Source organism: Polaromonas sp. P1_F8 (assembly GCF_056405635.1).
In genome coordinates this window covers 69655-94838 of record NZ_JBFUBS010000001.1, presented here as the reverse complement: position 1 = coordinate 94838, position 25184 = coordinate 69655, and the positions used below count along the sequence as shown (strand labels likewise).

Sequence of the window (25184 nt, the reverse complement as noted above, 5' to 3'; positions counted from 1 at the left end):
GCTCCCCCGAGGGGGCGCTGCGCCTGCGGTCTGGCAAAGCCAGTCCCGCGGCCCCTGCTGGTGAAGAGTCCCGCGCAAAGGTGAGGATGAGCAGGCGGCAATAACGCCCATCCTTTGGGGATAAGGCTGCTTTTTAGCGCTCCAGCCGGGCCAATGGGGTAAATTCTCCCTTTGGGCCCCTCACGATGACGACCGACAAAATCATTCCGCTGGCAGATATCCGCTACGCAAGCCGCGTACCGCATATCCCTGCCCGGTTGTCTGCGCCGATGGGACTGCTGAGCGACAAGCTGGGCCGGCCGCTGCGGGATTTGCGCATCAGCGTGACGGACCGCTGCAACTTCCGCTGCAGCTACTGCATGCCGCGCGAGGTATTCGACAAGGACTATGCCTTTCTGCCGCAAACCTCGCTGCTGAGCTTTGAGGAAATCACCCGCCTGGCGAAAGTGTTCGTGGCGCATGGAGTCGAAAAAATCCGCCTGACCGGCGGTGAGCCGCTGCTGCGCAAGCACCTGGAAGTGCTGATCGAAATGCTGGCGAAGCTGCAAACGCCGCAGGGCAAGCCGCTGGACATCACCCTCACCACCAATGCCTCGCTGCTCGCCAAAAAAGCCCAATCACTCAAGGACGCCGGACTGCAGCGCGTCACCGTGAGCCTGGACGCGCTGGACGACACCATCTTTCGCCGCATGAACGATGTGGACTTTCCGGTAGCCGATGTGCTCAAGGGCATTGAGGTGGCTCAGAAGGTCGGCCTGGCGCCGCTCAAGGTCAACATGGTGGTCAAGCGCGGCACCAATGACGCGGAGATCGTGCCCATGGCCCGGCATTTCCGCCATTCGGGTGCCGTGCTGCGCTTTATTGAATACATGGACGTGGGCGCCACCAACGGCTGGCGCATGGACGAGGTGCTGCCTTCTGCCCAGTTGGTGGAGCGCCTGGGCGCCGAATTTCCCTTGGTGGCCATAGACCCGAATTACGCCGGTGAGACCGCCGAGCGCTGGCGTTATGCCGATGGCGCTGGCGAGATCGGCGTGATCAGTAGCGTGACCCAGGCTTTCTGCAGCGACTGCAACCGGGCAAGGCTATCGACCGAGGGCAAGCTGTTTTTGTGCCTCTTTGCCAGCCAGGGCCAGGACTTGCGCGCCCTGCTGCGCGGCGGCTACGGCGACGACCAGATCGCAGCTGCGGTAGCCCATATCTGGCAAGGGCGCGATGACCGCTATTCGGAGTTGCGCGCTGCGATGCCCGCTGACACCAGCACACCCGATTCAAACAACGCCAAGCGCGTTGAGATGAGCTACATAGGCGGCTGATTTGACAACCAACGACCACAACACCATGCCCATCCACGCCGAAGCCATCACCGGCGTGATCCTGGCCGGTGGCCGTGGTTCGCGCATGGGCGGGGTCGACAAAGGCCTGCAGAACTTCAACGGTGTGCCGCTGGCCCTGCATACGCTGATGCGGCTGTCGCCGCAGGTCGGCGACGTGATGATCAATGCCAACCGCAATCTGTCCGCTTATGAATCATTCGGCGTTCCGGTCTGGCCCGACAGCACAGGTCTGGGCGAATTCGCCGGGCCGCTGGCGGGATTCCTCACAGGTCTGGAACGTTGCGAAACGCCCTACCTGCTGACGGTGCCCTGCGACACTCCGCTGTTTCCTGACGACCTGGTGGCACGGCTTGCCGAAGCGCTTGCGCAGGACGGCGCTGATTTTGCCGTGGCCGCGGCGCCCGAAGAAGATGGGCAGCTCAGGTCCCAACCAGTGTTTTGCCTCATGGGCACCCACATGCTGGAAAGCCTGGTGCGTTTCACCCACAGTGGCGGCCGCAAGATAGACGCCTGGACGGCGCAGCACAAAACAGCCATCGTGCCGTTTGACAAGCCCGGCGACGACAGCCGCAGTTTCTTCAATGCCAATACGCTGGCCGAGCTGCACCAGCTGGAATCCCGCCAGCCGTGAAAACACTCGACCAGATTGCCGCAGAGCTGCAAGGCTACGACCCACAGTCCCTGTCTGCCGACCAGGTGCTGGACTTCCTGTCCCGGCTTGTCGTGCCGGTGCAGGAGCAGATCGAGCTGCCCTTGATGGAGGCTTTCGGGCGAGTGCTGGCCCAGGATGTGGTTTCGCCGTTTGACGTGCCGCCGCACGACAACTCGGCCATGGACGGCTACGCTCTCGACAGCGGGCAGCTGGCTGCCGGCAAGGCGCTTGAACTGCAGGTGGCCAACGGCACAGCGCTGGCCGGCAAGGCCTGGCAAGGCAGCGCCGGGCCCGGCCAGTGCGTCAAGATCATGACCGGTGCCATCATGCCTGCCGGCCTGGACACCGTGGTGCCGCAAGAATTTGTCAACGTGCACCAGGACGGCCAGGGCACGCGCATCAGCGTCCCGCCAGGTTTGCTCCAGCCCGGCGACAACCGCCGCCTGCGCGGCGAAGACCTCATGCAGGGCAAGCCGGCGCTACAAAAAGGAGAGCTGCTCACGCCCGCGCGCCTTGGCCTGGCGGCCTCTTTGGGTCTTAAAACCTTGTCAACCTGGCGGCCGCTGCGGGTGGCCTACTTCTCCACCGGCGATGAGATTTTGTCGCTGGGCGAAGCACCGCGCGAAGGCGCGGTGTATGACAGCAACCGCTACACCGTGTTCGGCATGCTCAGCCGGCTGGGCTGCGAGGTCATCGACATGGGTGTGGTGCGCGACGAGCCGGCACTTCTGGAGGCCGCATTCAAACGAGCGGCAGCTGAGGCCGACGCTGTCATCACCTCCGGCGGTGTCAGCGTGGGCGAAGCCGACTTCACCAAGGCCATGATGAAAAAGCTGGGCGACGTGGCTTTCTGGCGCATTGCGATGCGGCCAGGCCGGCCCATGGCCGTGGGGCGAATTTCAACAGTGAAATCGACCTCTAACCCAATATCTACGGGCGCAAGCAGCTATGAAAAATATAGCGCTCCACACTCATACTCAAATCCCAACCCCAACGGCGCCATCCTTTTTGGTTTGCCCGGCAATCCCGTTGCGGTGATGGTGACTTTTCTGGCCTTTGTGCGCCCCGCCCTGCTACAGATGATGGGCGCCAGCGCCGCGCCAGCGCCGTTGCTCAAGGCACGCAGCCTGGAGCCTATTCGCAAGAAACCGGGGCGCACCGAATACCAGCGCGGCTGGGTGTCCACCGCGCCCGACGGCTCCCTGGAGGTCCGGACCACCGGCAGCCAGGGCTCGGGCGTCTTGCGCTCCATGGCCGAAGCCAATGGCCTGATGGTGCTTCACCATGCGCAAGGCAATGTCGCTGCAGGGGACATGGTTGACGTCCTCATGTTTGAGGGCGCCCTGTAAACCCCTTGAATCCTCGGCGCCGCCTTAGTCGTTTCGGGGACCTGGTAGCGGGGGCAGGTCCTCATAGCCGAAAAAATAGGGCACAACCCGAAAGCTCATCAGCAAGCCGCCGTTTTCCGGCGTTGCGTTCAGGCGCTCATAGTCGTGCGCGGCCAGGTGCTGTATTTTTGCGGCGTCGCGTTGCCGGCTGAAAACATCATGACGCCACTGATAGACCTCACTGAGTTTTTCCTCGTAGGTGTAGTGGTGGTCGTTGTCGTTGTAATAGTCGTCAAACCGGTTGCCGCCCAGGTAGATGGCATTGGAGCCTTCATACCCCGTTTTCTGGTTGGTGCGCTGGTCGGTGTTCAGAAAATAAGCCCAATCGCCCGGGACAAAGTTGCCGGCGGCAACACCGCCCACCATGCGCAAGACCTTGCCTGGCCGTTCAAGCTCCAGCGGATCAAAATCCGTTTCAAAACTCCACATACGGCCGGGTTCCAGGTCAACCAGCGGCTCACCGTCGGCCAGTAATCGCCGCTCCACGCCTTGCGCCCTGCCCACATCCTTCTTGACGCGGCGGAAGTAATCCAGTGCACCCTGGGCAAATACCACCTTGGTCGCGGCGTAGCAGCCTATCTCGTATTTCCCCTGCTCAAAAAACATGTCATTGAGGGCTTTGTGCAAAGGGGTACGAAGCCTGGGCGTTCCATTGATCCAATAGCGGGCATTCCACTTGGCAGGGCCACCCTCTGGCCAGCCCCATTCCAGCACCTCTGCCCAGATCACGGTGTTCTGGCGAATCCCGACATGGTCGGCCAATGCCTGCACATCGCAAGCCTTTCCCCTGAATTCGGTCAACCGGCCCGGGTGCAACAGGGCCAACAGGATTTCTTTTTTGGAAACCGTCTTGAGCTTGCGTGTCTTGTTGTTTCTCACCGGCACCAGCACTACCTCGTCCTTGATCGCCAGCTCCGGGCGTTGCGCCAAAAACAGGGTGCTCACGGCCGCGCCTGAGCCCAGCAGGGAATACGTCATGGTGCCCTGCGGCTTGTCGACAGTTTCCTGAACCAGGCGAGCTGGAATGCCGAGCTGCTGGAGATATCGGAACATGTGGGGGCCGAGCCGCTCCAGCTGGGACGGTGAACAGAAGAACTGCACGCCATATGCGCCCGTTCCAGGCGCTTCCTGGGCTTGCGCAGAAGCCGTATGGGCCAGCGCAAGCAGGAATGGAATCAGGAGGAAAGAAGCAACTGTACGGATTCGGCCCGCAGGGTTTGCGGTCAAACCGGTTTTCTCATCAGCATGCCAGGAACCCGGCCTGGGGGGTGTGATTCCTCATGATCATTTCGCCACGTACTCCGGATGCTCAAGGTGTTCATCGGGTTGCTCCCTGGCAATGGCCTTGTTGGCCCCTGGGACCGCCTTGCGGGCAAACAGCGTGTACATGGTGGGCACCACAAACACAGTGAGCAAAGTGCCCAGCGACATGCCCCCCACGATAACCCAGCCGATCTGCGTGCGGCTTTCGGCACCCGCGCCCTTGGCCAGGGCCAGCGGCAAGGCTCCCAGCACCATGGCACCGGTCGTCATCATGATGGGGCGAAGGCGCTGCGATGACGCCTTGACCAGCGCGTCGATCATTTCCATGCCCTGCCCGCGCAACTGGTTGGTGAACTCCACAATCAGGATGCCGTGCTTGGTGATCAGGCCCACCAGCGTGATCAGACCAATTTGGGAATACACATTGAGAGAGCCGCCCGACCATTTGAGTGCCAGCAAGGCCCCGATCATGGACAGCGGCACCGACAGCATGATGACCAGCGGATCGATAAAACTTTCAAACTGTGCGGCCAGCACCAGGAAAATAAACACCAGTGCCAATACAAACACAATGGCCAGGGCGCCCTGCGAGTTTCTGAACTCGCGCGAGGTGCCGTTCAGGTCGGTGCTGTAGCCGGTCTTGAGCACCTTGGCGGCGGTCTGGTCCATGAACTTGAGCGCTTCGCCCAGCGAATAGTCGCCCGCAAGGCTGGCCGTGATGGACACCGAGCGACGCTGGCCGAAATGGTTCAACTCGCGAGGTGACACGCTTTCACGCACCTTCACCAGTGCCGACAGCGGAATCATCGCGTCGTTGCGGCCCCGCACATAAATGCGGTCGATGTCTTCAGGCGTGGTGCGGCCGCTGGCTTCGGTCTGCACGATCACGTCGTACTGCTCGGCATCGCGCTTGTAGCGCGTCACGTTGCGCCCGCCCAGCAGGGTCTCGATGGCCTTCGCGACAACCTGGATGCTGACGCCGAGGTCGGCCGCCTTGTCCCGCTCCACCTCAATGCGCAGCTCTGGCTTGTTCAGCCGCAGGTCCACGTCGGGCGAGACGATGCCGGGGTTTTTGGCGATCTCTTCCAGCATCTGGCGCACCACGGTGTTCAGGTTCTGGTAACTGTCGGAGGTCTGGATCACAAAATTGAGCGGCCGTTCGCGAAAGCCCTGCCCGAGGGACGGCGGCGTGATCGGAAAGGCGGTAACACCGGGCAGTGCGTTGAATTTGGGCTGCAGCTCGCGTGCCATGTCGATGGTGGAGCGCGTACGCTTGTCCCAGTCGACTGTGCGGTACACCACGCTGGCCTGCGCCACCGTCGGGTTGCCCACGTTGGCAAAAATACGGTCGAACTCGGGAAAGGGTTCACCCATTTTTTCCAGCGCCCTGGCATAGCGGTTGGTGTAGTCCAGCGTGGCGCCGTCAGGGGCATTGACGTTGGCCAGAATTACCCCACGGTCTTCAATGGGCGAAAGCTCCTGCTTCATGCTCGGGAACACCAGCGCAATGGCCAGGGCACTGAGCACCATCACGCCGATGACAAGCCAGCGGGCCTGCAAGGCCATGCCTTTGAGGCGCTGGGCCAGCGAGGGCCGGCCGGCAGGGCCATCCTCCGCCACGGGCACGTACCGTGTGGTGACGACCCAGCGCAGCACGGAACCGTAACGGTCGGAAATCGACGTCAACGCCCGCTCCATGAACCGGTCAAAACGATTGGGCTTGGGATTGTGCTTGAGCAGTTGGGTGCACATCATGGGCGTCAGCGTCAGCGCCACAAAGCCCGACACCACCACCGCACCGGCCAGCGCCAGGGCAAACTCCACGAAGAGCCGCCCGGTGCGGCCCGGCGTAAACGCCAGCGGCGCATACACGGCTACCAGCGTGGCCGTCATGGTGACCACGGCAAAGCCGATCTCACGCGCGCCCTTGATGCCGGCCGAGAACGGGTCCATGCCCTCCTCAATGTGCCGGAAGATGTTTTCCAGCATCACGATGGCGTCGTCCACCACCAGGCCGATAGCCAGCACCAGCGCCAGCAGGGTCAGCGTGTTGATGGTGAAGCCCGCCAGCGCCATCATGCCGAAGGTGCCGATCAGGCTCACCGGGATGGTGACGATGGGGATGATGGAGGCACGCAGGGTGCGCAGGAACACAAAGATCACCAGGGCCACCAGCACGATCGCCTCGGCGATGGTGTGGTACACGTTGTTGACGGAACGGTCGATGAACACCGAGTTGTCGTTGGCAACGTCAATCAGCATGTCGGACGGCAGGTCCGCCTTCAGCTTGGGGAAGGCCTCCCGCACACCCCTGGACAAGTCCAGCGGATTGGCCGTGGCCTGGCGGATGACGCCGACTGCCACGGCGGAGCGGCCGTTGAGCCTGACCGCCGTGCGCTCGTCGGCCGCGCCCTCCTCCACACGCGCGACGTCGCGTACCTTGACGGAAAAGCCGTTCACATTCTTGATGACGATCTCGCGGAACTGCGCGGGCCTGACCAGGTCGGTCTGCGAGGTCACACTGAATTCGCGCTGCTGCGACTCAATGCGGCCGGCCGGCAGCTCGAGGTTGCTGCGGCTGATGGCGTCTTCCACGTCCTGGGTGGTCAGCTTGTAGGAGGCGAGCTTGTCGGTATCCAGCCACACGCGCATGGCGTACTTGCGCTCGCCAAAGACGCGCACGTCGGCCACGCCGGTCACGGTCTGCAGGCGCGGCTTGACGATGCGGTTGACCAGGTCGTTGATCTGCAGCGGCGTCAGTGAATCGCTGGAAAAAGCCACCTGGATGACCGGAAAGGCATCGGCCTCAACCTTGGCGATCACCGGCTCTTCAATCGCCTGAGGCAAACGGTTGCGCACCCGCGACGTGCGGTCGCGCACCTCGGCGGCGGCGGAGTCGGCGTCTTTTTCGAGCCTGAAACGCACGCTGATCTGCGCTTGGTCGGCACGGCTGATGGAGGTAATGACGTCGACAGCATCAATGCCTGCGATGGAATCTTCCAGCGGTTTGGTCACCTGCGTTTCAATGACCTCCGCGGATGCGCCTGCATAGCGCACGCTCACAGTCACAACGGGTTCATCGATCTTGGGATATTCACGCACCGAAAGGCGGTTGAAGCTCACCGCACCGACCAGCACGATGAGCAAAGACAGCACGGTGGCAAAGACCGGGCGGCGTATGGAAACTTCAGCGAGTTGCATAAGGGCCTGTGGGGGCTATGGCGCGGCTGCCGCTCAAGTGGGATCGCGGGCCGGCGGGCCGGCCGGGCGGCGCTCGGCTGGGGCGACGCTACGCACCGGCACAAGGGCGCCTGGGGCCTCCGACACCACCACGCCACAGGGGTTGGGGCCGGCCGGTGGTGCTTGCGACACGGCGGCGGCCACAGCTTTGGCCGGCGCGGCCTCAGCCGCAGGGGCCGTTGCGGCAGCTGCCGCGGGCGCAGTACCGGCAGCGGCAGGTGCTTTTGCGTTGCCCGCACGGGCAGAAGCATTTGCGGCCAGGTCCACCACGGACACCACCGTGCCATCACGCTGTACGCGCTGCTGGCCGGTCGCAACCACCACGTCGCCGGACTCCAGGCCTTCGAGGATCTCGACCTTGCCGGGGCTGCGCAGGCCGACCTTGACTTCCACGCGCTTGGTCGTGCGGGTCTGTTCGTTCGGGCCTTCCAGCAGCTTGATGACGAACTGCCGGCCGCCCTGCGGAACAATGGCTTCCTCGGGCACCACGCGGGCGTTCTCGCGCACGCCGAACACCGTGTTGACCCGGGCGAACATGCCGGGCCGCAGCTGCAGCTGGCGGTTGTCGATGCAGCCCCGGATACCAATGGAGCGGCCATTGGCGTCGATCAGGGGATCTATGGCCTGGATTTGCGCGTTGTACTTGCGCCCTGGCAAGGCGTCGATGTCGAGCACAGCTGTCTGGCCGCGCTTGACCTTGCTCTGAAAGCGTTCGGGCAGCCGGAAATCGACAAAGATGGCCTCGATGTCCTCGATGTTGACGATGTCCGCGCCGTCTTTCAGGTAGTCGCCCACGTTGACGAGCCGGATGCCGGCGATGCCGTCAAATGGCGCAACAATCTTCAGCCGCGCTGCGGTGGCCTTGGCCAGCGACAGCTTGGCCTCGGCCACCTGCAGGTTGGCGGCGCTTTCATCGAGCGAGCGCTGGCTGATGAAGTTTTGCGCCACCAGTTCCTGGTTGCGCTTCTGGTTGGCCCGCGCGATCGACAGTTCGGCCTGGCTTTGCTGCACCTGCGCCAACGGCAACTGGTCATCGAACTGCACCAGCACCTGGCCTTTGCGCACACGCTGGCCATCGGTGAAATTGAGCTGGGTGATGCGCCCGCTCACCTCGGGCCGCAAGACCACGCCGCGGCGCGAACGCAAACTGCCCACGGCCGAGGTGTCATCCGACAGTCTGGCGAGTTCCACCTTCGCGGCTTCCACGGTCACCGGTTTTCCGGCGGCGGCGCCGTTGGTTCCATTGCCGGCGCCCTGGCCCGTCGAGGCAACCGGCGAAGACTCGGCCGCACCGCCCTGCGCCTTGGGTTTTTGCACCCACCAGGCAGCACCCGAGGCGACCGCAATGCCCGCTATCGCGACCGCTGTGTAAATTGCTTTTGATGCCATGGGGAGGAAAACTTGTTATACAAAGAGATACAAACTTCCAATGTAGCAGGACACCATGGCGCGCGCAGCCTTTTTCTGGCCTTTGCACAGGGTAAGCGCGGTAGCTTTACAACGGCTTTACCAAACGCCCTGGGCGACCAAAACGGCACAGATGCTATGTACGCTTATGGTGCGCCCGGGGCTTGCAATTTTTACGTGGGCCTTGGCTGCTTGGTGCGTGTTTTTGCGCACATGTTCCCGCCCCGGCTTCAAACTCCCAGCCAGGTCTTTGTTACAAGCGGCCAAGCGCGCGTTCCACGCCTTTGTTGGCCAGTGCATCGGCACGCTCGTTGCCCGGATCGCCGGCATGCCCTTTAACCCAACGCCAGTCGATCTTGTGGCCGCTGGAGACGACCAGGGCGTCCAGGCGCTGCCAGAGATCCACATTCTTGACCGGCGCCTTGGCCGCCGTACGCCAGCCCCGGGCTTTCCAGCCGTGAATCCACTCGGTAATGCCCTTGCGCACGTATTCGCTGTCCAGATAAAGCGTCACGCTGCAGGGCCGCTTCAGCGCCGCCAGCGCTTCGATGACGGCAGTCATTTCCATGCGGTTGTTGGTAGTGCCAAGTTCGCCGCCAAATAGCTCTTTTTCGGTGCCGCCCATTGCCAGCAGCGCCCCCCAACCTCCGGGGCCGGGGTTTCCCTTGCATGCGCCGTCGGTATAGATCACGACGTGTTGTGGTTGTGGCGTTGTGCCTGTTGGTGTGTCGGTCATGCGTTACAAATGCTCCCGGGAAGCTCCAAAGAGCGGCCGGTGGTTAAAGAAAATCAGGCAGGCGGCTGTGAGCGGGATGAGCGGGTGAGCGGCTCCTTGTTGGCTATCGCGGCGGGTGCCGTCGCCGGCGCCCTTCGCGCCTTCCAGGCCGGCTCAAGCAAGCGGACTCCCCGTACACGCTTGACCGCTGCGAGGAAATAAACAGCGCCAAAAATTGGCCACCAGCGTTCCCCCGCCGCATCCATCCACTCGAACCGGTCCAGCCAGGCCTGACTTGTGAGCGCCGGCCGGTAGCAGCCGAAGCGCCCCGACTCTACCTCAAAGTCGAGCAGCCTCAGCCAGTCGCGAAGGCGCCAGTAACCGATGAACTCGCCTGTTTTGGGAAGAAACAGGTTGTCATACCCCCAGCGCTGGTAGATGTGGCCGCGGCGCTGGCGCAGCCCCCACAAGCTGGTCGGGTTGAAGCCGCTGATGACCACCCGACCTTCCGGAACAAGCACCCGGCTCACCTCGCGCAGGCTGGCATGCGGGTCGCTGCTGAGTTCCAGCGTATGCGGCAATACCACCAGGTCCAGGCTGTTCTCCGGGAACGGAAGCGCTCCCGCTTCGGTCAGGAGCGCCGCGCGCCGGGAACTTGCGGCTGTGCGGCCGCTCGTATCTGTAGCCGGGGACTTTCCGGGTTCAGACGGCGGCGGCAATGAATCCAGCGCCAGCCATTTGTGCGGCATGCGATTGGCCTGCAGGGCGTCGAGCTCCGGCAAGCCCAATTGCAGTGCGTGGTAGCCAAAAACGTCGCTGACGGCCTGGTCAAAATGCGTGCGTTCCCAGTCCAGAAGATAACCACCGGGAGGGGTCTTCAGCCAGTCCGTCAAACCTATAATTTCAGAGCTCATTGAGACCACTGTATGTATTTGATTCCCATTCCTGCCTTCGACGACAACTACCTCTGGTTGTTGCATGACGGCAGGCGTGCCCTGGTCGTGGACCCGGGAGATGCCGGGCCGGTGCAGCGCACCCTGGAGCAGCACGCATTGCAACTGGAGTCGATTCTAGTCACGCATCACCATCCCGACCACACGGGCGGTGTCGATGCCCTGCGCGAAGCGACGGGCGCCCAAGTCTGGGGCCCTGCCACCGAACGCATTCCGCAGCCTTACACACATCTCAATGGAGGTGACAGCCTCACGGCCCTCGGCCTGGATTTCCAGGTGATCGACGTGCCCGGGCATACCGCAGGTCACATTGCTTTCTACACGCCCGAGGTGAACGGCAGGCCGCTGCTGTTTTGCGGCGACACACTGTTCTCGGGAGGCTGCGGACGTTTGTTCGAGGGTACACCGGCGCAAATGCTGGCCTCGCTCGACAAGCTGGCTGCGTTGCCTGGCAACACCGTCGTCTGTTGTACCCATGAATACACACTCAGCAATCTCCGCTTTGCCATGGCAGTCGAGCCAGAAAATGCCGACCTGGCGGCATATCAGGCGCAATGCGTTGCACTTCGCGCCCAGGGAAAGCCAACCTTGCCGACCTCTGTGGCCCAGGAATTGCTGATCAACCCCTTCTTGCGGACCCGCCAACCCACTATCATGGCTGCTGCCCGGCACTTTGATGCGTCGGCCCGAGACGACAACACCGTATTTGCCGCCATCCGGCAGTGGAAAAACCAATTCAAATGACGCCACACGACCGAACCACTGCAGCCGCTCTTCTTCCCAAACTCGTCAATTTCCGTATTGTTCCGCTGGCGTTTCTGCTTGTGGCAGCACTGCTGGCGGGCTGCGCCACACAGCCGCCCGGCATGCCGGGTGACCCGGTCCTCACAACAGGAACAAGCCCTACCGCCAAACCGCAAGTGCCGGGCGGCCCGCTTCAAGCCATCACACCAGGTCAGATCGGCTCTTACCAGATCGCCTCCACGGAGCCTCCCAAGGAACTTTGGGACCGTATTCGCCGCGGCTTCGCCATGCCTGACCTGCAAAACGAACTGGTGACGGATCGCGAGCAGTGGTATGCCAGCCGGCCGGATTACATCCTGCGCATGACCGAGCGCTCCAGCAAATACCTTTTTCATATCGTTGAAGAACTCGAGCGCCGCCAGATGCCGACGGAACTGGCCCTGTTGCCGTTCATCGAAAGCGCTTTTAACCCGCAGGCCGTTTCCAGCGCCAAAGCCGCCGGCATGTGGCAGTTCATGCCGGCCACCGGCAAATATTTCGACCTGAAGCAAAACGCCTTTCGCGACGACCGGCGTGACGTACTGGCTTCCACCCGCGCGGCGCTGGACTACCTGCAAAAGCTGCATGGCATGTTTGGCGACTGGCATCTGGCGCTGGCGGCCTACAACTGGGGGGAAGGCAGTGTGGGCCGCGCCATCGCCAAAAACCAGAGAGCGGGACTGGGCACCAGCTACACCGACCTGAACATGCCGGCAGAAACACGGCTCTACGTGCCCAAGCTGCAGGCCGTCAAAAACATTGTGGCCAATCCCCAGGCATTCCGCACCGAACTGCCGCTGATCGAAAACCACCCTTATTTCCAGCAGGTGCTGATCACACGCGACATTGATGTGGCCCTGGCCGCACGCCTTGCCGACGTCAAGATTGAAGACTTCAAGGCACTGAACCCTTCAGCGCACCGCCCCGTCATCATTGCGGCGGGGACGCCCCAGATACTGCTTCCCTGGGACAACGCTACGGTGTTTCAGCGTAATTTCGAAGCCTACACCCAGGGGCAATACGCCAGCTGGACCGCCTGGTCAGCCCCCAGCACCATGAACCCGGCCGAAGCAGCACGCCGCACCGGCATGAGTGAGGCCGATCTGCGCAGCGTTAACAACATACCGCCGCGCATGCTCATCAAGGCCGGTTCGACCTTGCTGGTGCCGCGTTCCGCCAAGGTGGAAAACGACGTTACCAGCCACGTTGCGGATACCGCCCAGGTCTCCTTCTCTCCTGAAGTCGTGACGCGCCGCACCACCGTCAAGGCCCGCAAGGGCGAGTCGGTTGCAACCATTGCCAAGCGCTACGGCCTGAGCGCTGCCAGCGTTGCCGAATGGAACAATGTCAGCACTTCCAGCGCGTTCAAGCTGGGCCATCAGGTGGTGGTTTTCCTTCCGGTCAAAAGCCACGCCTCCAAAAGCCAGGCCTCAGCCTCCAGCCGCAGTCGCGGCAGTTCCGCGAAAGTGACCAAACGCAGCAATGCCAAGACGGTCGTCAAGTCCAAAAAACGTTGACGTTCCGGAGCACGCGCTTCAGCAGTCACCACCTGCGGACTGTTGCTACAGCTTGAACGAACCGCTGCCGAACAGCCCGATCAGGCCGATAACGATCAGGTAAATCGCCACGATGTAATTGAGCAGGCGCGGTATCAGCAGGATAAGGATCCCCGCGATGAGCGACACGATGGGGCCGATGCTGAGTGAAAGATTCATGGTGTGTCCTTGGAGTGAAGCCGGCTCACCGTTACTGCGCATGGCAGAAGCGGTGCAGGCAGCCACGACTTTAAGGAGCCGACCGGCCGCAGGCTGTAGGACGACAGGAAGAGTTGCGGTACAGGGAAAACGTCAGAGTTTTTCCGTCTCACCCGTGCGCGGCTGCCATTTCATGAGCCGTTTTTCGAGCCGGCCCACGATGCCGTCCAGCACCAGGGCAAATGCCGTCAGCACCACAATGCCGGCAAACACCGTATTCACATCAAACGTGCCTTCGGCCTGCAAAATCAGGTAGCCCACTCCCCGCGCAGAGCCCAGGTATTCACCCACGACTGCTCCGACAAATGCCAGGCCCACAGAGGTATGCAGGCTGGAAAACACCCAGCTGGTCGCGCTTGGCAGGTACACCGTGCGCAACAGCTGGCGCTGGTTGGCGCCCAGCATGCGGGCATTCGCCAGCACCACCGGGCTGACCTCTTTCACACCCTGGTAAACATTGAAAAACACAATGAAAAACACCAGCGTGACCGCCAGCGCCACCTTGCTCCAGATGCCAAGGCCGAACCACAGCGCAAAAATGGGCGCCAGGATCACACGGGGCATGGAATTGGCCGCCTTGATGTAGGGATCCAGGATGGCGCTGGCTGTAGGGGCCAGGGCAAGCCACAGGCCGCACGCCAGGCCAAGCACGGTGCCTATGCCGAAGGCCAGCACGGTTTCCAGCAAGGTGGTGCCCAGGTGGAGGTAGATGTCGGCGTTGCCCGGCAAGCCATCGGGGAACATGCGGCTTTCACCAAAACCAAAAGGCATGAACCAGCTCCACACCCTGCCAGCTACCTTGATGGGCTCGCCCAGGAAAAAAGCAATCTGCTGGTCGCGCGAAACCAGGTGCCAGCCGATCAGCATGAACGCCAGCAAGCCGACTTGCCATGCGCGGAGATTGCTTTCAGAGGGCTTGAGATGGCGCCACATGATCAGGCTGCCTTCTTGAGTTGCTGTGCATAGCCTTTAAGCACTTCATCGCGCAGCACGTCCCAGATCTGTTTGTGCAGCTCCACAAAACGCGGCTGGCTGCGCACCTCGGCCACATCACGCGGACGCGGCAGATCAATCGTGAATTCTCCGATCGGGTGCGTAGCCGGGCCAGCCGACAGCACCACCACCCTGTCGCTCATGGCAATGGCTTCGTCCAGATCATGCGTGATGAACAGCACCGCCTTTTTCTTGGCAGCCCACAGGTCCAGCACTTCGTTTTCCATGAGCTGGCGTGTCTGAATGTCCAGCGCACTGAACGGCTCGTCCATCAGGATGATGTCCGGGTCCAGTGCCAGCACCTGGGCCAATGCAGTGCGTTTGCGCATTCCGCCCGAGAGCTGGTGCGGATAACGGTCGCCGAACCCGCCCAGCCCCACGCGCTCCAGCCAGGCTTGCGCCTGACGGCGCGCTTCGGCATCCGGAACACCCCGGTACTGCAAGCCCATCATGACGTTGTCGATGGCGCTGCGCCATGGCATCAAGGCTTCGGTCTGGAACATGTAGCCGGCGCGGGTGTTGATGCCGCCCAGCGGTTGGCCAAACGCCCGAACCTCGCCGGAAGACGGTTCCAGCAAACCGGCGCCAATATTGAGCAACGTGGATTTACCGCAACCTGTAGGCCCGACAACCGAAACGAATTCACCGGCCCGTATGCGCAAGGTGGTGTCGCTCACCGCCGTATAACGCTGGCCCGCATCGTCGCGCGAGCGAAAGGTACAGCTGATGTTGATCAACTCCAGGGCGTAGGCGTCGTCGGGTTCTGGCATGGCGGGAGCTTACAGCAAGGTGCTTGCACGAGGCAGGTCAAAGAGGAGAGATTAGAAAGCACCGAACGAGCGACGGACATCTGTCTTCACCAGCCGGGGCCGCGGGACTGGCTTTGCCAGACCGCAGGCGCAGCGGCCCCCTCGGGGGGCAGCGCATTACACGAAGTGAAAAGCGTGGGGGCCCTCAAGCCTTGAATCGGTCCTTGGCCTTGCGTGCGAACTCGTTGGTATAGGTCTTGGCGATGTCGATCTTGTCGGTCTTGATGCTGGGGTCAAAGCTTGCCAGTGCCTTGAGCGCCGTGCGCGCACCGTCATCAGGAATGATGCCGTCGAGAGAAATCGACTCACGCACCTTGTTGAATGACGCAAGGTACAGCGCCCGGTCGCCCAGCAGGTAGCTCTCGGGCACCGTCTTGATGATGTCACCGGGGCCTGCCGTCTGCAGCCATTTGAGCCCGTGCACGATCGCATTGGCCAGTGCCTGGCAAGTGTTGGGATTCTTCTGGACGAACTCTATCGGTGCGTACAGGCAGGCCGCCGGCATGGAACCGCCAAAAACTTCGATCGTGCCCTTGAGGGTGCGCGTATCGCTGATGATCTTTACCTCGCCCTTTTGCTCGAGCATGGTCATGACCGGGTCGGTATTGCTCATGGCATCGATCTGCCCCGAACGCATCGCGGTCAGTGCGCCCGCCGCAGTGCCGACTCCGATAAAACTCACGTCGCCGGGTTTGAGGCCTGCGCGCGAAAGTACCAGGTTGGCCATCATGTTGGTGGATGAACCCGGCGCAGACACACCGATTCTTTTGCCCTTCAGGTCTGCGACCGTTTTGTAGTTGGGCATGTTTTTGGTCGAGACGCCAAAAGCAATTTGCGGCGCCCTGCCCTGCAGCACAAAAGCCTGGAACATCTGGTTTTTGGACTGGAGGTTGATGGTGTGCTCGAAAGCACCCGAGCAGACGTCGGCAGAGCCGCCCACCACAGCCTGCAGCGCGCGTGCACCACCGGCAAAGTCGCTGATTTCAATGTCCAGGCCTTCGGCCTTGAAATACCCCAATTGCTCTGAAATGGTAAGAGGCAGGTAATAGAACGCCGCCTTGCCGCCGACCGCCAGCGCAATTTTTGTTTTCTCGAGCCTGGGCTGCGCGCGAAGCACCGGCAATGCCAGCGTTGCTGCTGCCAGTGCGGTGCCACCGGCAAAAGCCCGGCGGGAAATCAGGGGTTGGCGATTCATGCAAGCCTCTCTCTTTTTTTGATGTCACAAGCTTATCGAGGCATAAAAAAACCCGCATCGGGGTCATCCCGTGCGGGTTTTTACCGAAGGTGATCGCGTTACCAGAGGTAACTTTCACCCTCCCGACGCATGTGTCAACGAAAGCCCGAAAAAAGAATGACGATATTGATAAAAAGTGCACACGCCCAGATGGCCGAGCGGGCTTTGGCGAGGTCTGCGATGTACATCATGATGTAGGCGATGCGCAGCACGACAAAGAGCAGCGCCAGGATGTCCAGCCGCGTCTGCCCCGCCTGCAGGATGTGCGCAATGATGACTGCTGCAAAGAAAAAGGGCAGCGCCTCGAATGTGTTGGCCTGTGCGGCGTTGGCCCGGGCACGCCAATCGGTTTGCTGCGCCAGCCAGCCTCGCGGGTTGTGGTTGTCGTATCCGCCGTCGCGACGCGGGGTGCTCATCGTGCCGTATTTGGCAATGGCAGCACACACAATGGGCAACAGGGCCGCAATCAGAACACACCAATAGGCGATGGTGAAGCGTGCGAATGTCATGGTGGGTTCCTTTCGTTATGGTCGCCCGCTGCGGGCATGAAGCTGTCAAGATAAAACTAAAAACACCGCCCTCACCTGCGGTCCACCAACGCGTGGGCAATGGTGCCCAAGTCTACGTATTCAAGTTCGCTTCCCACCGGCACTCCGCGCGCCAGGCGCGTCACCTGGACGCCGCGGCTTTTCAGCGCCTGTGCAATCACGTGCGCAGTGGCTTCGCCTTCGGCCGTGAAATTGGTCGCCAGGATGACTTCCTGCACTTCGCGCGATGCAGGCGGCAACGCCTCGCCGCGCTCGTTCTTGGGCACCACGCGGTCAAACAGTTTTTGCAAGCCGATGTCGTTGGGGCCTATGCCGTCAAGCGGGCTGAGCTTGCCCATAAGCACAAAATAAAGGCCCTTGTAGGCCAGCGTGCGCTCAAGGGCAGCCTGGTCGGCCGGTGTTTCAACCACGCACAGCTTGCTGCGGTCACGCTGCGGGTTGGCGCAGGTGGTGCAAACCTCCTGCTCGGTCAGCGTGTTGCACAGGGTGCAATGCCGCACGCTGTTGACGGCGTGCTCCAGCGCACGGGCAATCTGCAGCGCGCCGGGCTTGTCGTGCTGCAGCAGATGGAACGCCATGCGCGCGGCCGACTTGGCGCCCACGCCCGGCAGCTTGCGCAGCGCCTGGGTCAAGCCTTCGAGAGCATTCGAATCAGCCATGTGGCAGCAGCGACCGAGCGTTGTACCCGCTTTCGCAAGCAGGGGCCGCGGAACCGGCTTTGCCGGGCCGCAAGCGCAGCGGCCCCCGAGGGGCTGAAGCCTGCGGCTCCAAAGCTGCTTGAGCAGCTTTGGACAGGCGACAGAGGCGAAGCGTCTCGCGAGCCGCGGCCTGCAAGGCCTCGGGAGCTACACGCAGTGAGCGACCGTGGGGGCTCACAGCTTTAGAAGGGGAGCTTCATGCCGCCGGGCAGGCCGGGCATTCCTGCCGTGAGCTTGCCCATTTTCTCGTTGCTCACTTCTTCGGCCTTGCGCACGGCGGCGTTGAACGCAGCGGCTACCAGATCTTCCAGCATGTCCTTGTCGTCGGTCAGCAGACTGGGGTCGATCTCGACGCGTTTGACATCGTGCTTGCAGGTCATGGTGACCTTCACCAGGCCGGCGCCGGCCTCGGCGGTAACTTCCACAAATGCCAGTTCTTCCTGGGCTTTTTTGAGGTTGTCCTGCATCGCCTGCGCCTGCTTCATGAGGCCCGCGAGTTGTCCTTTGTTAAACATGGTAGTTCCTTTAAAACTTGAAATCGAGGTGTGCTTTGCGTCTGAAATTGCGTCGAAATTGGGGGCAGAAATTGGTTTTAAAACCTGCCTTTGATCATATCGACTTCGCGGCCAGCGGCCGGATGCTGCCGGGGACAATTTTGGCGCCCCAGTCGCGAATCATGTCCTGCACAAACGGGTCGTTCTGGATCATTTCTTCGGCAGCGCGCTGCCGCTCGGCCTGTGCTGCCGCATTGCGGCGGGCCGGGGTGTCGGTGACGGGCCCCACTTCCACCGCGAGCCGCAGGGCCGCATCGCCAAGATGCGCCTGCAGTGCGGCTTGCAGCTTTTCACGCGCTGCCGCCTGGTTCAGCGACTCGCGTTCTACCCGAAGCGTCCACAGCCCATCGGCCTGGCTGCGCAGCTCCGACTGCAGGCCCAGCTCACGCGTCAGCGCCGCCACGGCTTCGGCGGCCACCAGCTGGTTGACAGTCTGGCTCCAGTCTTCGCCGTGCGGAACAGGCACCAGAGGCGCAACGGCAGCGGCTGGCGCGCCCTGCTGCGGGCGCTGCTGCGGCACTGGGCGCTCCGGCATCACCACAGGAGCCGCTACTGAATTGATAGCTGCTTGCGCCCGTTCCGCCTGGGCTACAGGCTGTTTTTGCTCAAAATTTTGAGCGGTGGGTGGTTCTTGTGAAACACGCGGTGCCGCCGGCACGGGCTCATGTACGGGTTCAGGTGCAGGTGCAGCTGCTGCCACCGGCGCCGCACGCCGTTCAGGCAAAGCCACGGGCGCATGGGCCCGCGCCACCTCAGGCTGGGGCTTTTTTCCGGGCTCGGCGGCACCCCCCGCATGGGTGGTAGCCGAAGCCGAGGGTTTGAAAGCCAGCAGGCGCAGCAGCACCATGGTCAGGCCCGCGTATTCGTCGGGCGCCAGGCCCAGTTCACCGCGGCCATGCAGGCACAGGCTGTAAAGCAGCTGCGTTTCATCAGCGGGCAGCGCCTGGGCCAGCCGCGCCGTCTCCGCGATGTCCGGGTCGGCCCCGTCGTCGCCCGCCCCCATCTCGGGTACGGCCTGCAACACCGCCATGCGTTGCAGCACCGTCGTCATTTCTTCCAGGGTGGAAGCCGCGCTCAAGCCGTTCAGCCGCAACGCTTCGGAGGTTTCCACCACGGTTTTTCCATCGCCGCGCGCCAGGGCGTCCAGCAGGCGGTAGACATAGCTGCGGTCCACGCTGCCCAGCATGGTGCGCACACTGGCTTCTTCGAGCTTGCCGGAGCCAAAGGCAATGGCCTGGTCCGTCAGCGACAGGGCGTCACGCATGGAGCCGCGCGCCGCGCGCGCCAGCAGGCGCAACGCCTGCTGCTCGGCCGGAACGTTTTCAACGCCCAGCACTTGCGTCAAATGCTCCAGCACCGTCTCGGGCGCCATGGGCCGCAGGTTGAACTGCAGGCAACGCGACAGCACGGTGGCTGGCACTTTTTGCGGGTCAGTCGTGGCCAGCACGAACTTCAGGTATTCGGGGGGTTCTTCCAGCGTCTTGAGCATGGCGTTGAACGCCGTGTTCGTGAGCATGTGCACCTCGTCGATCATGAAGACCTTGAAACGGCCGACGACAGGTTTGTAAACAGCTTGCTCCAGCAGCTGGGCAATTTCATCGACACCGCGGTTGGACGCAGCGTCCAGCTCCGTGTAATCCACAAAGCGGCCGCTGTCGATGTCGGTACAGGCCTGGCACACGCCACACGGCGTGGCCGTGATGCCGCCCTGCCCGTCCGGGCCCAGGCAGTTGAGCGACTTGGCCAGAATGCGTGAAATGGTTGTCTTGCCTACGCCCCGCGTGCCGGTGAACAGGTAAGCATGGTGCAAACGCTGGGTGGCCAGCGCATTGCCCAGCGCCTGCACCACATGCGACTGCCCCACCATTTCAGAGAAATTTTTGGGGCGGTATTTGCGGGCGAGAACTAAGTAGGACATTCCCTGATTCTACGGTTGCGGCCAAGCCCACAGCCCCGTTTAGACCGTAAACCGTTTCCTAAGGCTGGTAATCCGCCGAGCCAGGCGCAAAACTGATGCGACGCATCTCCAGCAGGCGTTCGGGCTTGCCTGGCGCCTTCAACACGCGCCCCTCGACCAGCTCGTATCCCAGCAGTGCAAAAACCCGGTTGCGCAGAAAAATAGGGCGAGCATTGCCATACCAGTCCACGCAAGAGGCGCGACAGCCGTCGTCCCTGCCTATACCCCGGCGCGACGCGAGGCTGCCGACACCGGCCAGCTTCAGGCGGCTGTTGCGCAGATAGAGCATGCCGGCAGGCTCGTCCCACAGCTGGCGATAGCCGCCCTGCCCACTACCACGGACCGGCAGGCCAACCAGCCCGGAGTCACCGCTGTCGGGTTTGTAGAAAAAACCATGGCTGCGTGTCTCGCCTTGCGCAGCCTGCGCCTGCACGTAGCGCCCGGCCACGCGTGCCGTGCTCGCAAGCTGCACGCTGGAAAAATACAGGTCCTTGCCATCTGTGCCCACGGCAATCGCATCGTTGCCCAGCGCCTCAATCCGGTCCAGGCCATGCGGTAGCGTCAGGGTTTCGGTCCTGGCACGGTCGGCAAAATGCACCACCTGCAATTCCCCCACCGTCCCCGCTGCAGGCCGGCCCCAGCCGCTACCCGCGCCATAAAGCAGGCGCTGGCCAACAAAACGGTTCTGCAAGCTGCCGTTGCCCACAGAGGGGGAAAGAGCGGGCAAGCTCGCATAGGCTTGCGCCGCGGCAGCGGTTTGACCATCTCCGAAATCGCGCACCGCGACACGCAGCAAGGACAAATTCCCGCCGCTTCCCTCAGCGCGCCACATGCCGTCACCTTGGCCGTTGCCACGCAGCAGCACGTTCAGGTAACCATCGTCGCCCTCAAGAAAGGAGAACTGATCGATCGGGCTGCCTTGCGTCTTGAGCATGCTGGGCGGCGCGCCATCGAGTGGTAAACGAAAAATCGCTGAGCGCAACGCAAAGTTCCCGGTGGCAGCGTCGCGCTGGTAACTGACGGTCCAGACATACACCGCCCGGCTCGACACATAAAACACCCGGCCCGCCGGCCCGAGCACTGCGCTGGACCGGCAATCCAGTTCGGGCTGGGCCAGGTCGCACCGCACGATGGTGTGCATGGTCGTGCCTTCTTGCGCGTTCAGCGGCTCGTCAGTCCGGTAGATGCGCGTGGCGTCAACAATTCGCTTGAAGTCGGCGGGCCCGGCGCCCGGCTGCCAGCGCCGCAGCGCGGGCAGGCGTGCCGCCGGATCGTCACCCCAGGCGTTGAGCGGAATGGGGGTGTACAGGATGAGCTGGCTGCCGATCAGGCGGCTGGCGTAGTTGCGCGAAGAGTAATAGTCGCTGGAGCGCAGGTGCCAGGTGGCGCGGTAGCTGAGCTTGCCCGCATCGTCGATATTGAACAAGCCGAGCTCGGTACCGCCGCGCTCATAGCTATAGCCAATCACGGCTACGGTGTTGCCCGCCACCATCATTTCGTCGTACCAGGCGCCCGAGGGATTGACGTCCGGCCCATAGGCGTTGATAGACGACACCGGCTGCAGCTGGTAGCGGTCTACATCCACCGTGAACAGCCGCCCCCTGCGCAGAATGACGAGGTGCTTGCCATGCACTTTGACGATGCCGCCTTCATCCACGCCGGCCGTCTGGTTGTTGGTGATGGACTCCGCGCCGCCGATAAGAGATGCGGACGCGGGCGCGGCCGCCGGCGCGGGCATCGCGACAGGCTGGGGAACACTGAGGGCCGGCACCCAGGTCTTGCCGGGGTTCGCGGCCTCCCATTTCTTCCGGGCCTCGTCCTGGCGCAGCCGCCATTCTTCTTGCTCCTTGCGCCGCTGTTCTTCCTGCCGCTTGCGCTCCACCACAAACGGCTCCAACCAGGCCTGCAGCGCAGCCTCGTCCGTAAAAGCAGCCAGGGTTTTCGCCGGCTTGAAAGCCTCGGCGTCAAACTGCGCTTGCGCAGCATTCAAAACGACGCATACCGACACACCCGTCAGGGCCTTCAAAAACCAGGACATGAATTTTCTCCCTCTTCTTTTATGCGTGCGACGCGCGCTCTGCAGGCGCGCCAAATGCTGCATCCGGGCTGAAAGGCCGGACTATTTTTCAGCTATTGGATGATATTCGTCCGGGTGAACTCCCACCTCGGATAAAATACCAAGTGACGGGCCTTCCCGCATGGTAAAGCGGCCAACCGGGTCAGGTGGGGAACCAAGCAGCCCTAACTGTGGAGTCAGTGCCGGGGTCAAGGCTCGTCACCTTATTCAAATTGCAGCGCACACAGCCGCTGCCTGTCAATGTGCCAGCTTCAGCTGACCTTCAACATACCGCATCAACCCCTCACAAGCATCCTCCACCAGATCGAGCACATGCTCAAACCCGTCCTTGCCACCGTAGTAAGGATCAGGCACCACCGGGCTGTCATGCTTCAAGCAAAACTCCGTGAGCCTGCGCACCTTGCCTAGGTGTTCCGCTGGGCACTCTTCCTGAATCAAGGCCAGGTTGTCCCAGTCCATAGCCAGAATCAAGTCGTGGCGCTCAAAATCTGAATCCGAAATCTGCCGGGCTCTCAGACCTGAGAGGTCATAACCTCGCCTGGACGCATGCGCCTGCGAGCGCTCATCGGGCGGGTTGCCGGGGTGGTAGTTGTGGGTGCCGGCGGAGTCGACCTGGATTTGATGAGCCAAGCCGCGATCTTTGACCTTTTGTTGGAACACGCCGTGGGCCGTCGGGCTGCGGCAGATATTGCCCATGCAAACAAAGAGGATGGAATAGGGTTTCATGGGTTGAAGGTTGAGCCGGGATTCGCCATGGAAGGCCCAAAGAACATGCGGCCTTGGGCTGCCAGAACCATTTTAGGTTTGCCACCGCCCATCCAGCCGACAAAGCCACCACTAGGCCAGACGGCCCATAGCCACAGCCACCCCATCCGTATACAGTCCATTGACGGAGACAACCATGCAATGCTGATGACCTGCATAGGAGGCCCGCTTCACGGGCTGCAAGTAGGAATTGCCGACGACGCCCTGGTGTATGACGTGCAGGGCAGCAGGCCGCGTGCGCGTTATTTGCGGCAGGTGCCTTCACAGTACTACGATCCCCGGGCCGGCCATGCCGACTCTGTGGCGTTTTTTGCGTTGAGTTCGCTGAGCGGGATGGAGGTGACCGACCTGATCATCGCCCACCTGGAGACTTTTCAGCCCGTGCCGGTTGCGTCAAAGCCAGCCTGACGGCCTCACGGACATCCCAGAAGGCAGGCAGAGAAGTTAGCCCGGCGCCAACTCGGCGTTAGCCCGGCGTTAACCCGGCGTCATAGGCTGGGTGGCCTGCGCGCCTGGGGCCGCCGGGTGAGCGCGCTGCCCGCGCTCCTGCGTCAGTGCCAGGTGAAGCTGGTGCAAGGCGCCCACACACTCCAGCACGGTGGACTGGACCAGTTCCGCGGCTTCGCCGGCCTGCGAGTTGGGTGCGGCCGCGAGTTTTTCACCGACGCTGAGCATGAGCCTAGCCTTGACGGCGCCAAACAGCGCGTCCCAATCGGCGATCGCGATGTCCAGCGGGTGGTCGGGTGTGAGCGCTTCGAGCTGCCGCTCGGGAAGCGAGGCGAGATGGGCGTCGTCAGCGCCCTCGCCGTCTCCTTTGGCCCAGTCGCGCAGAACATCCAGCGCAGCGGCGCTGGTGGCGGGCAGCTCGCATCGGGACTCCTTCATGAGTTCAGGAGAGCTCAGCATGGTCAGCGCCGAGCGCGCCAGCAGCCTGATATTGGGAGGGGGTGAGGAAGCAAGCCGGATCATTTCAGAACCCTCGCTAAAGGAGTTGCATGGCGCTGCAACAGCGGTTGGGCGCTGCGTCTTCAAAGGTTCGCAATATCGCCGTACGCTCCTTTTTAGGCGGCCCAAGGTGATCTGTCCGTGCGGTAACGCACATCAACCGCAAAAGGTTTTCAAGCAGAGTCGCGGGCTGCCATTGAGCTGAAACAGGTAAACCGATGCTTTTGCCTGACAGGCGAACCCCTGCCATCCCAAAGCCGCCCCTCAGTGCAGCAATTGGGTATAGGTTTTCCGGTCAGCCGCGTAACAGCTGCATGCCGCGGCTTCCAGGCCGCCGCGGTCAAGAACCTTCAATTCACCACGGTGGTATTCGATCAATCCACCGCGCTGCAGCGCGCTGGCGGCCGACGTGATGCCGACGCGGCGCATGCCCAGCATGTAGGCCAGAAATTCGTGCGTCACATGAAAATTGTCGGAATGCGCGCGGTCCTGACTCATCAGCAGCCATCGGGCCAGGCGCTGGCTCGTCAGGTGAAACCGAAGGCAGGCGGCTGATGCGGACTGCTGCGCCATCAAGACATAAAGGTAGCGGTTCAGGCCGCGTTGCAACGAAGCACTGCGCGCCAGCTCGCGCCGGAAAACGGCGGTGCTGATCCGCCAGGACGCCCCCGCGCCCTGCACTACCGCATGCACCGGCGCGGTGACAACGCCCAGCACCAGTTGCGCACCCAGCATGCCTTCACGCCCCACCATGCCAACCTCCACCCCCGGGCTGCCTTCCACCAGGGCCACAAGGGAAATGAAGCTTTCGACCGGGAAATAGACGTAACGTGTGGGTTTGCCGGGTTCGCACAGCACTTCAGCCAGCGACAGCTCGACGGGCTCGCAGACGGCGAGCAGGCGCAGGCGGTCCTTGCGAGGGAGAAGCTCAATGAGGTGGTTTTCGACAGGGGCCAAAGCGGCTCTCCGGTGTAGGCGGACCCCGGGGAGTGCCGGGTCATGGACAAGGCCGCGCTACTGTCGTCAGTTCAATTCGGTGCCCCAGTATGCACGACGTGTCGCCAACGCCACCGTGTGCCAGCGCACACAGCACACAACAGGCCGCACACCGG

The 25184-nt window shown here is 62.3% G+C and carries 23 protein-coding genes and 1 other RNA gene; 7 read left to right on the top strand and 17 right to left on the bottom strand.

What is annotated here, in order from left to right:
- The first annotated feature begins 185 nt into the window (after positions 1-185).
- The 3 genes from moaA to moeA are packed head-to-tail and all read left to right on the top strand — an operon-like array spanning position 186 to position 3338.
- Complete coding sequence (gene moaA, locus AC1D1J_RS00475; RefSeq protein ID WP_477693579.1) at positions 186-1316, top strand: GTP 3',8-cyclase MoaA; 1131 nt, start codon at positions 186-188, stop codon at positions 1314-1316.
- A gap of 25 nt (positions 1317-1341) precedes the next feature.
- Positions 1342-1968 (top strand): molybdenum cofactor guanylyltransferase MobA, encoded by a 627-nt coding sequence (gene mobA, locus AC1D1J_RS00470; RefSeq protein WP_477693578.1) that lies wholly within the window; start codon positions 1342-1344, stop codon positions 1966-1968.
- Positions 1965-3338, top strand: a complete 1374-nt coding sequence (moeA, locus tag AC1D1J_RS00465) for a molybdopterin molybdotransferase MoeA (protein WP_477693577.1) — start codon at positions 1965-1967, stop codon at positions 3336-3338. The genes mobA and moeA overlap by 4 nt, the downstream gene beginning before the upstream one ends.
- Positions 3339-3362: 24 nt before the next feature.
- Here moeA and AC1D1J_RS00460 read toward each other — a convergent pair whose 3' ends face one another.
- From AC1D1J_RS00460 to AC1D1J_RS00440, 5 genes are all read right to left on the bottom strand, one after another.
- Positions 3363-4604, bottom strand: a complete 1242-nt coding sequence (locus AC1D1J_RS00460) for a hypothetical protein (protein ID WP_477693576.1) — start codon at positions 4602-4604, stop codon at positions 3363-3365.
- Between the two features lie 57 nt (positions 4605-4661).
- Entirely contained in the window at positions 4662-7841 is a 3180-nt protein-coding gene (locus tag AC1D1J_RS00455) for an efflux RND transporter permease subunit (protein ID WP_477693575.1), read from the bottom strand.
- Between the two features lie 33 nt (positions 7842-7874).
- Entirely contained in the window at positions 7875-9269 is a 1395-nt protein-coding gene (locus tag AC1D1J_RS00450; RefSeq protein ID WP_477693574.1) for an efflux RND transporter periplasmic adaptor subunit, read from the bottom strand.
- A gap of 271 nt (positions 9270-9540) precedes the next feature.
- Entirely contained in the window at positions 9541-10023 is a 483-nt protein-coding gene (gene rnhA / locus AC1D1J_RS00445) for a ribonuclease HI (RefSeq protein WP_457278630.1), read from the bottom strand.
- Positions 10024-10076: 53 nt separating this feature from the next.
- Positions 10077-10916 (bottom strand): class I SAM-dependent methyltransferase, encoded by an 840-nt coding sequence (locus AC1D1J_RS00440; protein WP_477693573.1) that lies wholly within the window; start codon positions 10914-10916, stop codon positions 10077-10079.
- A 12-nt stretch (positions 10917-10928) separates the two neighbouring features.
- Here AC1D1J_RS00440 and gloB point away from each other — a divergent pair, with 12 nt between their 5' ends.
- Complete coding sequence (gene gloB / locus AC1D1J_RS00435) at positions 10929-11699, top strand: hydroxyacylglutathione hydrolase (protein ID WP_477693572.1); 771 nt, start codon at positions 10929-10931, stop codon at positions 11697-11699.
- Positions 11696-13255, top strand: coding sequence for a transglycosylase SLT domain-containing protein (locus AC1D1J_RS00430; protein ID WP_477686515.1), 1560 nt, complete (start codon positions 11696-11698; stop codon positions 13253-13255). The genes gloB and AC1D1J_RS00430 overlap by 4 nt, the downstream gene beginning before the upstream one ends.
- A 45-nt stretch (positions 13256-13300) precedes the next feature.
- Here the strand turns inward: AC1D1J_RS00430 and AC1D1J_RS00425 are convergent, their stop codons facing one another.
- The 9 genes from AC1D1J_RS00425 to AC1D1J_RS00385 form a co-directional block, all read right to left on the bottom strand.
- A complete protein-coding gene (locus AC1D1J_RS00425; protein ID WP_348050368.1) occupies positions 13301-13453 on the bottom strand; it encodes a DUF3096 domain-containing protein in 153 nt (50 codons plus the stop codon).
- A 132-nt stretch (positions 13454-13585) separates the two neighbouring features.
- Positions 13586-14425, bottom strand: coding sequence for an ABC transporter permease (locus AC1D1J_RS00420; protein ID WP_477686516.1), 840 nt, complete (start codon positions 14423-14425; stop codon positions 13586-13588).
- A 2-nt stretch (positions 14426-14427) separates the two neighbouring features.
- A complete protein-coding gene (locus tag AC1D1J_RS00415) occupies positions 14428-15255 on the bottom strand; it encodes an ABC transporter ATP-binding protein (protein ID WP_477686517.1) in 828 nt (275 codons plus the stop codon).
- Positions 15256-15439: 184 nt separating this feature from the next.
- A complete protein-coding gene (locus tag AC1D1J_RS00410) occupies positions 15440-16489 on the bottom strand; it encodes an ABC transporter substrate-binding protein (RefSeq protein ID WP_477686518.1) in 1050 nt (349 codons plus the stop codon).
- 134 nt (positions 16490-16623) lie between these two features.
- On the bottom strand, positions 16624-17037 hold the full coding sequence (locus AC1D1J_RS00405; protein WP_477667240.1) for an MAPEG family protein: 414 nt from the start codon (positions 17035-17037) through the stop codon (positions 16624-16626).
- A 71-nt stretch (positions 17038-17108) separates the two neighbouring features.
- Positions 17109-17735: a recombination mediator RecR gene (gene recR / locus AC1D1J_RS00400; RefSeq protein WP_457278638.1), complete on the bottom strand. Its 627-nt coding sequence runs from the start codon at positions 17733-17735 to the stop codon at positions 17109-17111.
- Between the two features lie 221 nt (positions 17736-17956).
- Complete coding sequence (locus AC1D1J_RS00395; protein ID WP_457278639.1) at positions 17957-18289, bottom strand: YbaB/EbfC family nucleoid-associated protein; 333 nt, start codon at positions 18287-18289, stop codon at positions 17957-17959.
- A gap of 94 nt (positions 18290-18383) precedes the next feature.
- Positions 18384-20246 (bottom strand): DNA polymerase III subunit gamma/tau, encoded by a 1863-nt coding sequence (dnaX, locus tag AC1D1J_RS00390; RefSeq protein ID WP_477693571.1) that lies wholly within the window; start codon positions 20244-20246, stop codon positions 18384-18386.
- Positions 20247-20304: 58 nt separating this feature from the next.
- Positions 20305-22323, bottom strand: coding sequence for a beta-propeller domain-containing protein (locus tag AC1D1J_RS00385; RefSeq protein WP_477693570.1), 2019 nt, complete (start codon positions 22321-22323; stop codon positions 20305-20307).
- A gap of 145 nt (positions 22324-22468) precedes the next feature.
- Here AC1D1J_RS00385 and ffs point away from each other — a divergent pair.
- Positions 22469-22565, top strand: an RNA gene (gene ffs, locus AC1D1J_RS00380) — signal recognition particle sRNA small type.
- A 34-nt stretch (positions 22566-22599) separates the two neighbouring features.
- Here ffs and AC1D1J_RS00375 read toward each other — a convergent pair.
- Positions 22600-23088, bottom strand: coding sequence for a low molecular weight protein-tyrosine-phosphatase (locus AC1D1J_RS00375; RefSeq protein WP_477693569.1), 489 nt, complete (start codon positions 23086-23088; stop codon positions 22600-22602).
- Positions 23089-23274: 186 nt separating this feature from the next.
- On the opposite strand from AC1D1J_RS00375, the gene AC1D1J_RS00370 reads away from it, so the two are divergent.
- On the top strand, positions 23275-23535 hold the full coding sequence (locus AC1D1J_RS00370) for a hypothetical protein (protein ID WP_477686522.1): 261 nt from the start codon (positions 23275-23277) through the stop codon (positions 23533-23535).
- Between the two features lie 69 nt (positions 23536-23604).
- On the opposite strand, the gene AC1D1J_RS00365 is transcribed toward AC1D1J_RS00370, so the two are convergent.
- Together AC1D1J_RS00365 and AC1D1J_RS00360 are read right to left on the bottom strand one after the other, a co-directional pair.
- Positions 23605-24033, bottom strand: coding sequence for a hypothetical protein (locus tag AC1D1J_RS00365; protein WP_477693568.1), 429 nt, complete (start codon positions 24031-24033; stop codon positions 23605-23607).
- 303 nt (positions 24034-24336) lie between these two features.
- Entirely contained in the window at positions 24337-25029 is a 693-nt protein-coding gene (locus AC1D1J_RS00360; protein WP_477670877.1) for a Crp/Fnr family transcriptional regulator, read from the bottom strand.
- Positions 25030-25184: the final 155 nt, after the last annotated feature.

Bases quoted from the DNA above. Each gene is read 5' to 3' on its own strand.
- moaA (WP_477693579.1), top strand. From the start codon at position 186: ATGACGACCGACAAAATCATTCCGCTGGCAGATATCCGCTACGCAAGC.
- mobA (WP_477693578.1), top strand. From the start codon at position 1,342: ATGCCCATCCACGCCGAAGCCATCACCGGCGTGATCCTGGCCGGTGGC.
- AC1D1J_RS00455 (WP_477693575.1), bottom strand. From the start codon at position 7,841: ATGCAACTCGCTGAAGTTTCCATACGCCGCCCGGTCTTTGCCACCGTG.
- AC1D1J_RS00450 (WP_477693574.1), bottom strand. From the start codon at position 9,269: ATGGCATCAAAAGCAATTTACACAGCGGTCGCGATAGCGGGCATTGCG.
- rnhA (WP_457278630.1), bottom strand. From the start codon at position 10,023: ATGACCGACACACCAACAGGCACAACGCCACAACCACAACACGTCGTG.
- AC1D1J_RS00440 (WP_477693573.1), bottom strand. From the start codon at position 10,916: ATGAGCTCTGAAATTATAGGTTTGACGGACTGGCTGAAGACCCCTCCC.
- gloB (WP_477693572.1), top strand. From the start codon at position 10,929: ATGTATTTGATTCCCATTCCTGCCTTCGACGACAACTACCTCTGGTTG.
- AC1D1J_RS00430 (WP_477686515.1), top strand. From the start codon at position 11,696: ATGACGCCACACGACCGAACCACTGCAGCCGCTCTTCTTCCCAAACTC.
- AC1D1J_RS00425 (WP_348050368.1), bottom strand. From the start codon at position 13,453: ATGAATCTTTCACTCAGCATCGGCCCCATCGTGTCGCTCATCGCGGGG.
- AC1D1J_RS00420 (WP_477686516.1), bottom strand. From the start codon at position 14,425: ATGTGGCGCCATCTCAAGCCCTCTGAAAGCAATCTCCGCGCATGGCAA.
- AC1D1J_RS00415 (WP_477686517.1), bottom strand. From the start codon at position 15,255: ATGCCAGAACCCGACGACGCCTACGCCCTGGAGTTGATCAACATCAGC.
- AC1D1J_RS00410 (WP_477686518.1), bottom strand. From the start codon at position 16,489: ATGAATCGCCAACCCCTGATTTCCCGCCGGGCTTTTGCCGGTGGCACC.
- AC1D1J_RS00405 (WP_477667240.1), bottom strand. From the start codon at position 17,037: ATGACATTCGCACGCTTCACCATCGCCTATTGGTGTGTTCTGATTGCG.
- recR (WP_457278638.1), bottom strand. From the start codon at position 17,735: ATGGCTGATTCGAATGCTCTCGAAGGCTTGACCCAGGCGCTGCGCAAG.
- AC1D1J_RS00395 (WP_457278639.1), bottom strand. From the start codon at position 18,289: ATGTTTAACAAAGGACAACTCGCGGGCCTCATGAAGCAGGCGCAGGCG.
- dnaX (WP_477693571.1), bottom strand. From the start codon at position 20,246: ATGTCCTACTTAGTTCTCGCCCGCAAATACCGCCCCAAAAATTTCTCT.
- AC1D1J_RS00385 (WP_477693570.1), bottom strand. From the start codon at position 22,323: ATGTCCTGGTTTTTGAAGGCCCTGACGGGTGTGTCGGTATGCGTCGTT.
- AC1D1J_RS00375 (WP_477693569.1), bottom strand. From the start codon at position 23,088: ATGAAACCCTATTCCATCCTCTTTGTTTGCATGGGCAATATCTGCCGC.
- AC1D1J_RS00370 (WP_477686522.1), top strand. From the start codon at position 23,275: ATGACCTGCATAGGAGGCCCGCTTCACGGGCTGCAAGTAGGAATTGCC.
- AC1D1J_RS00365 (WP_477693568.1), bottom strand. From the start codon at position 24,033: ATGCTGAGCTCTCCTGAACTCATGAAGGAGTCCCGATGCGAGCTGCCC.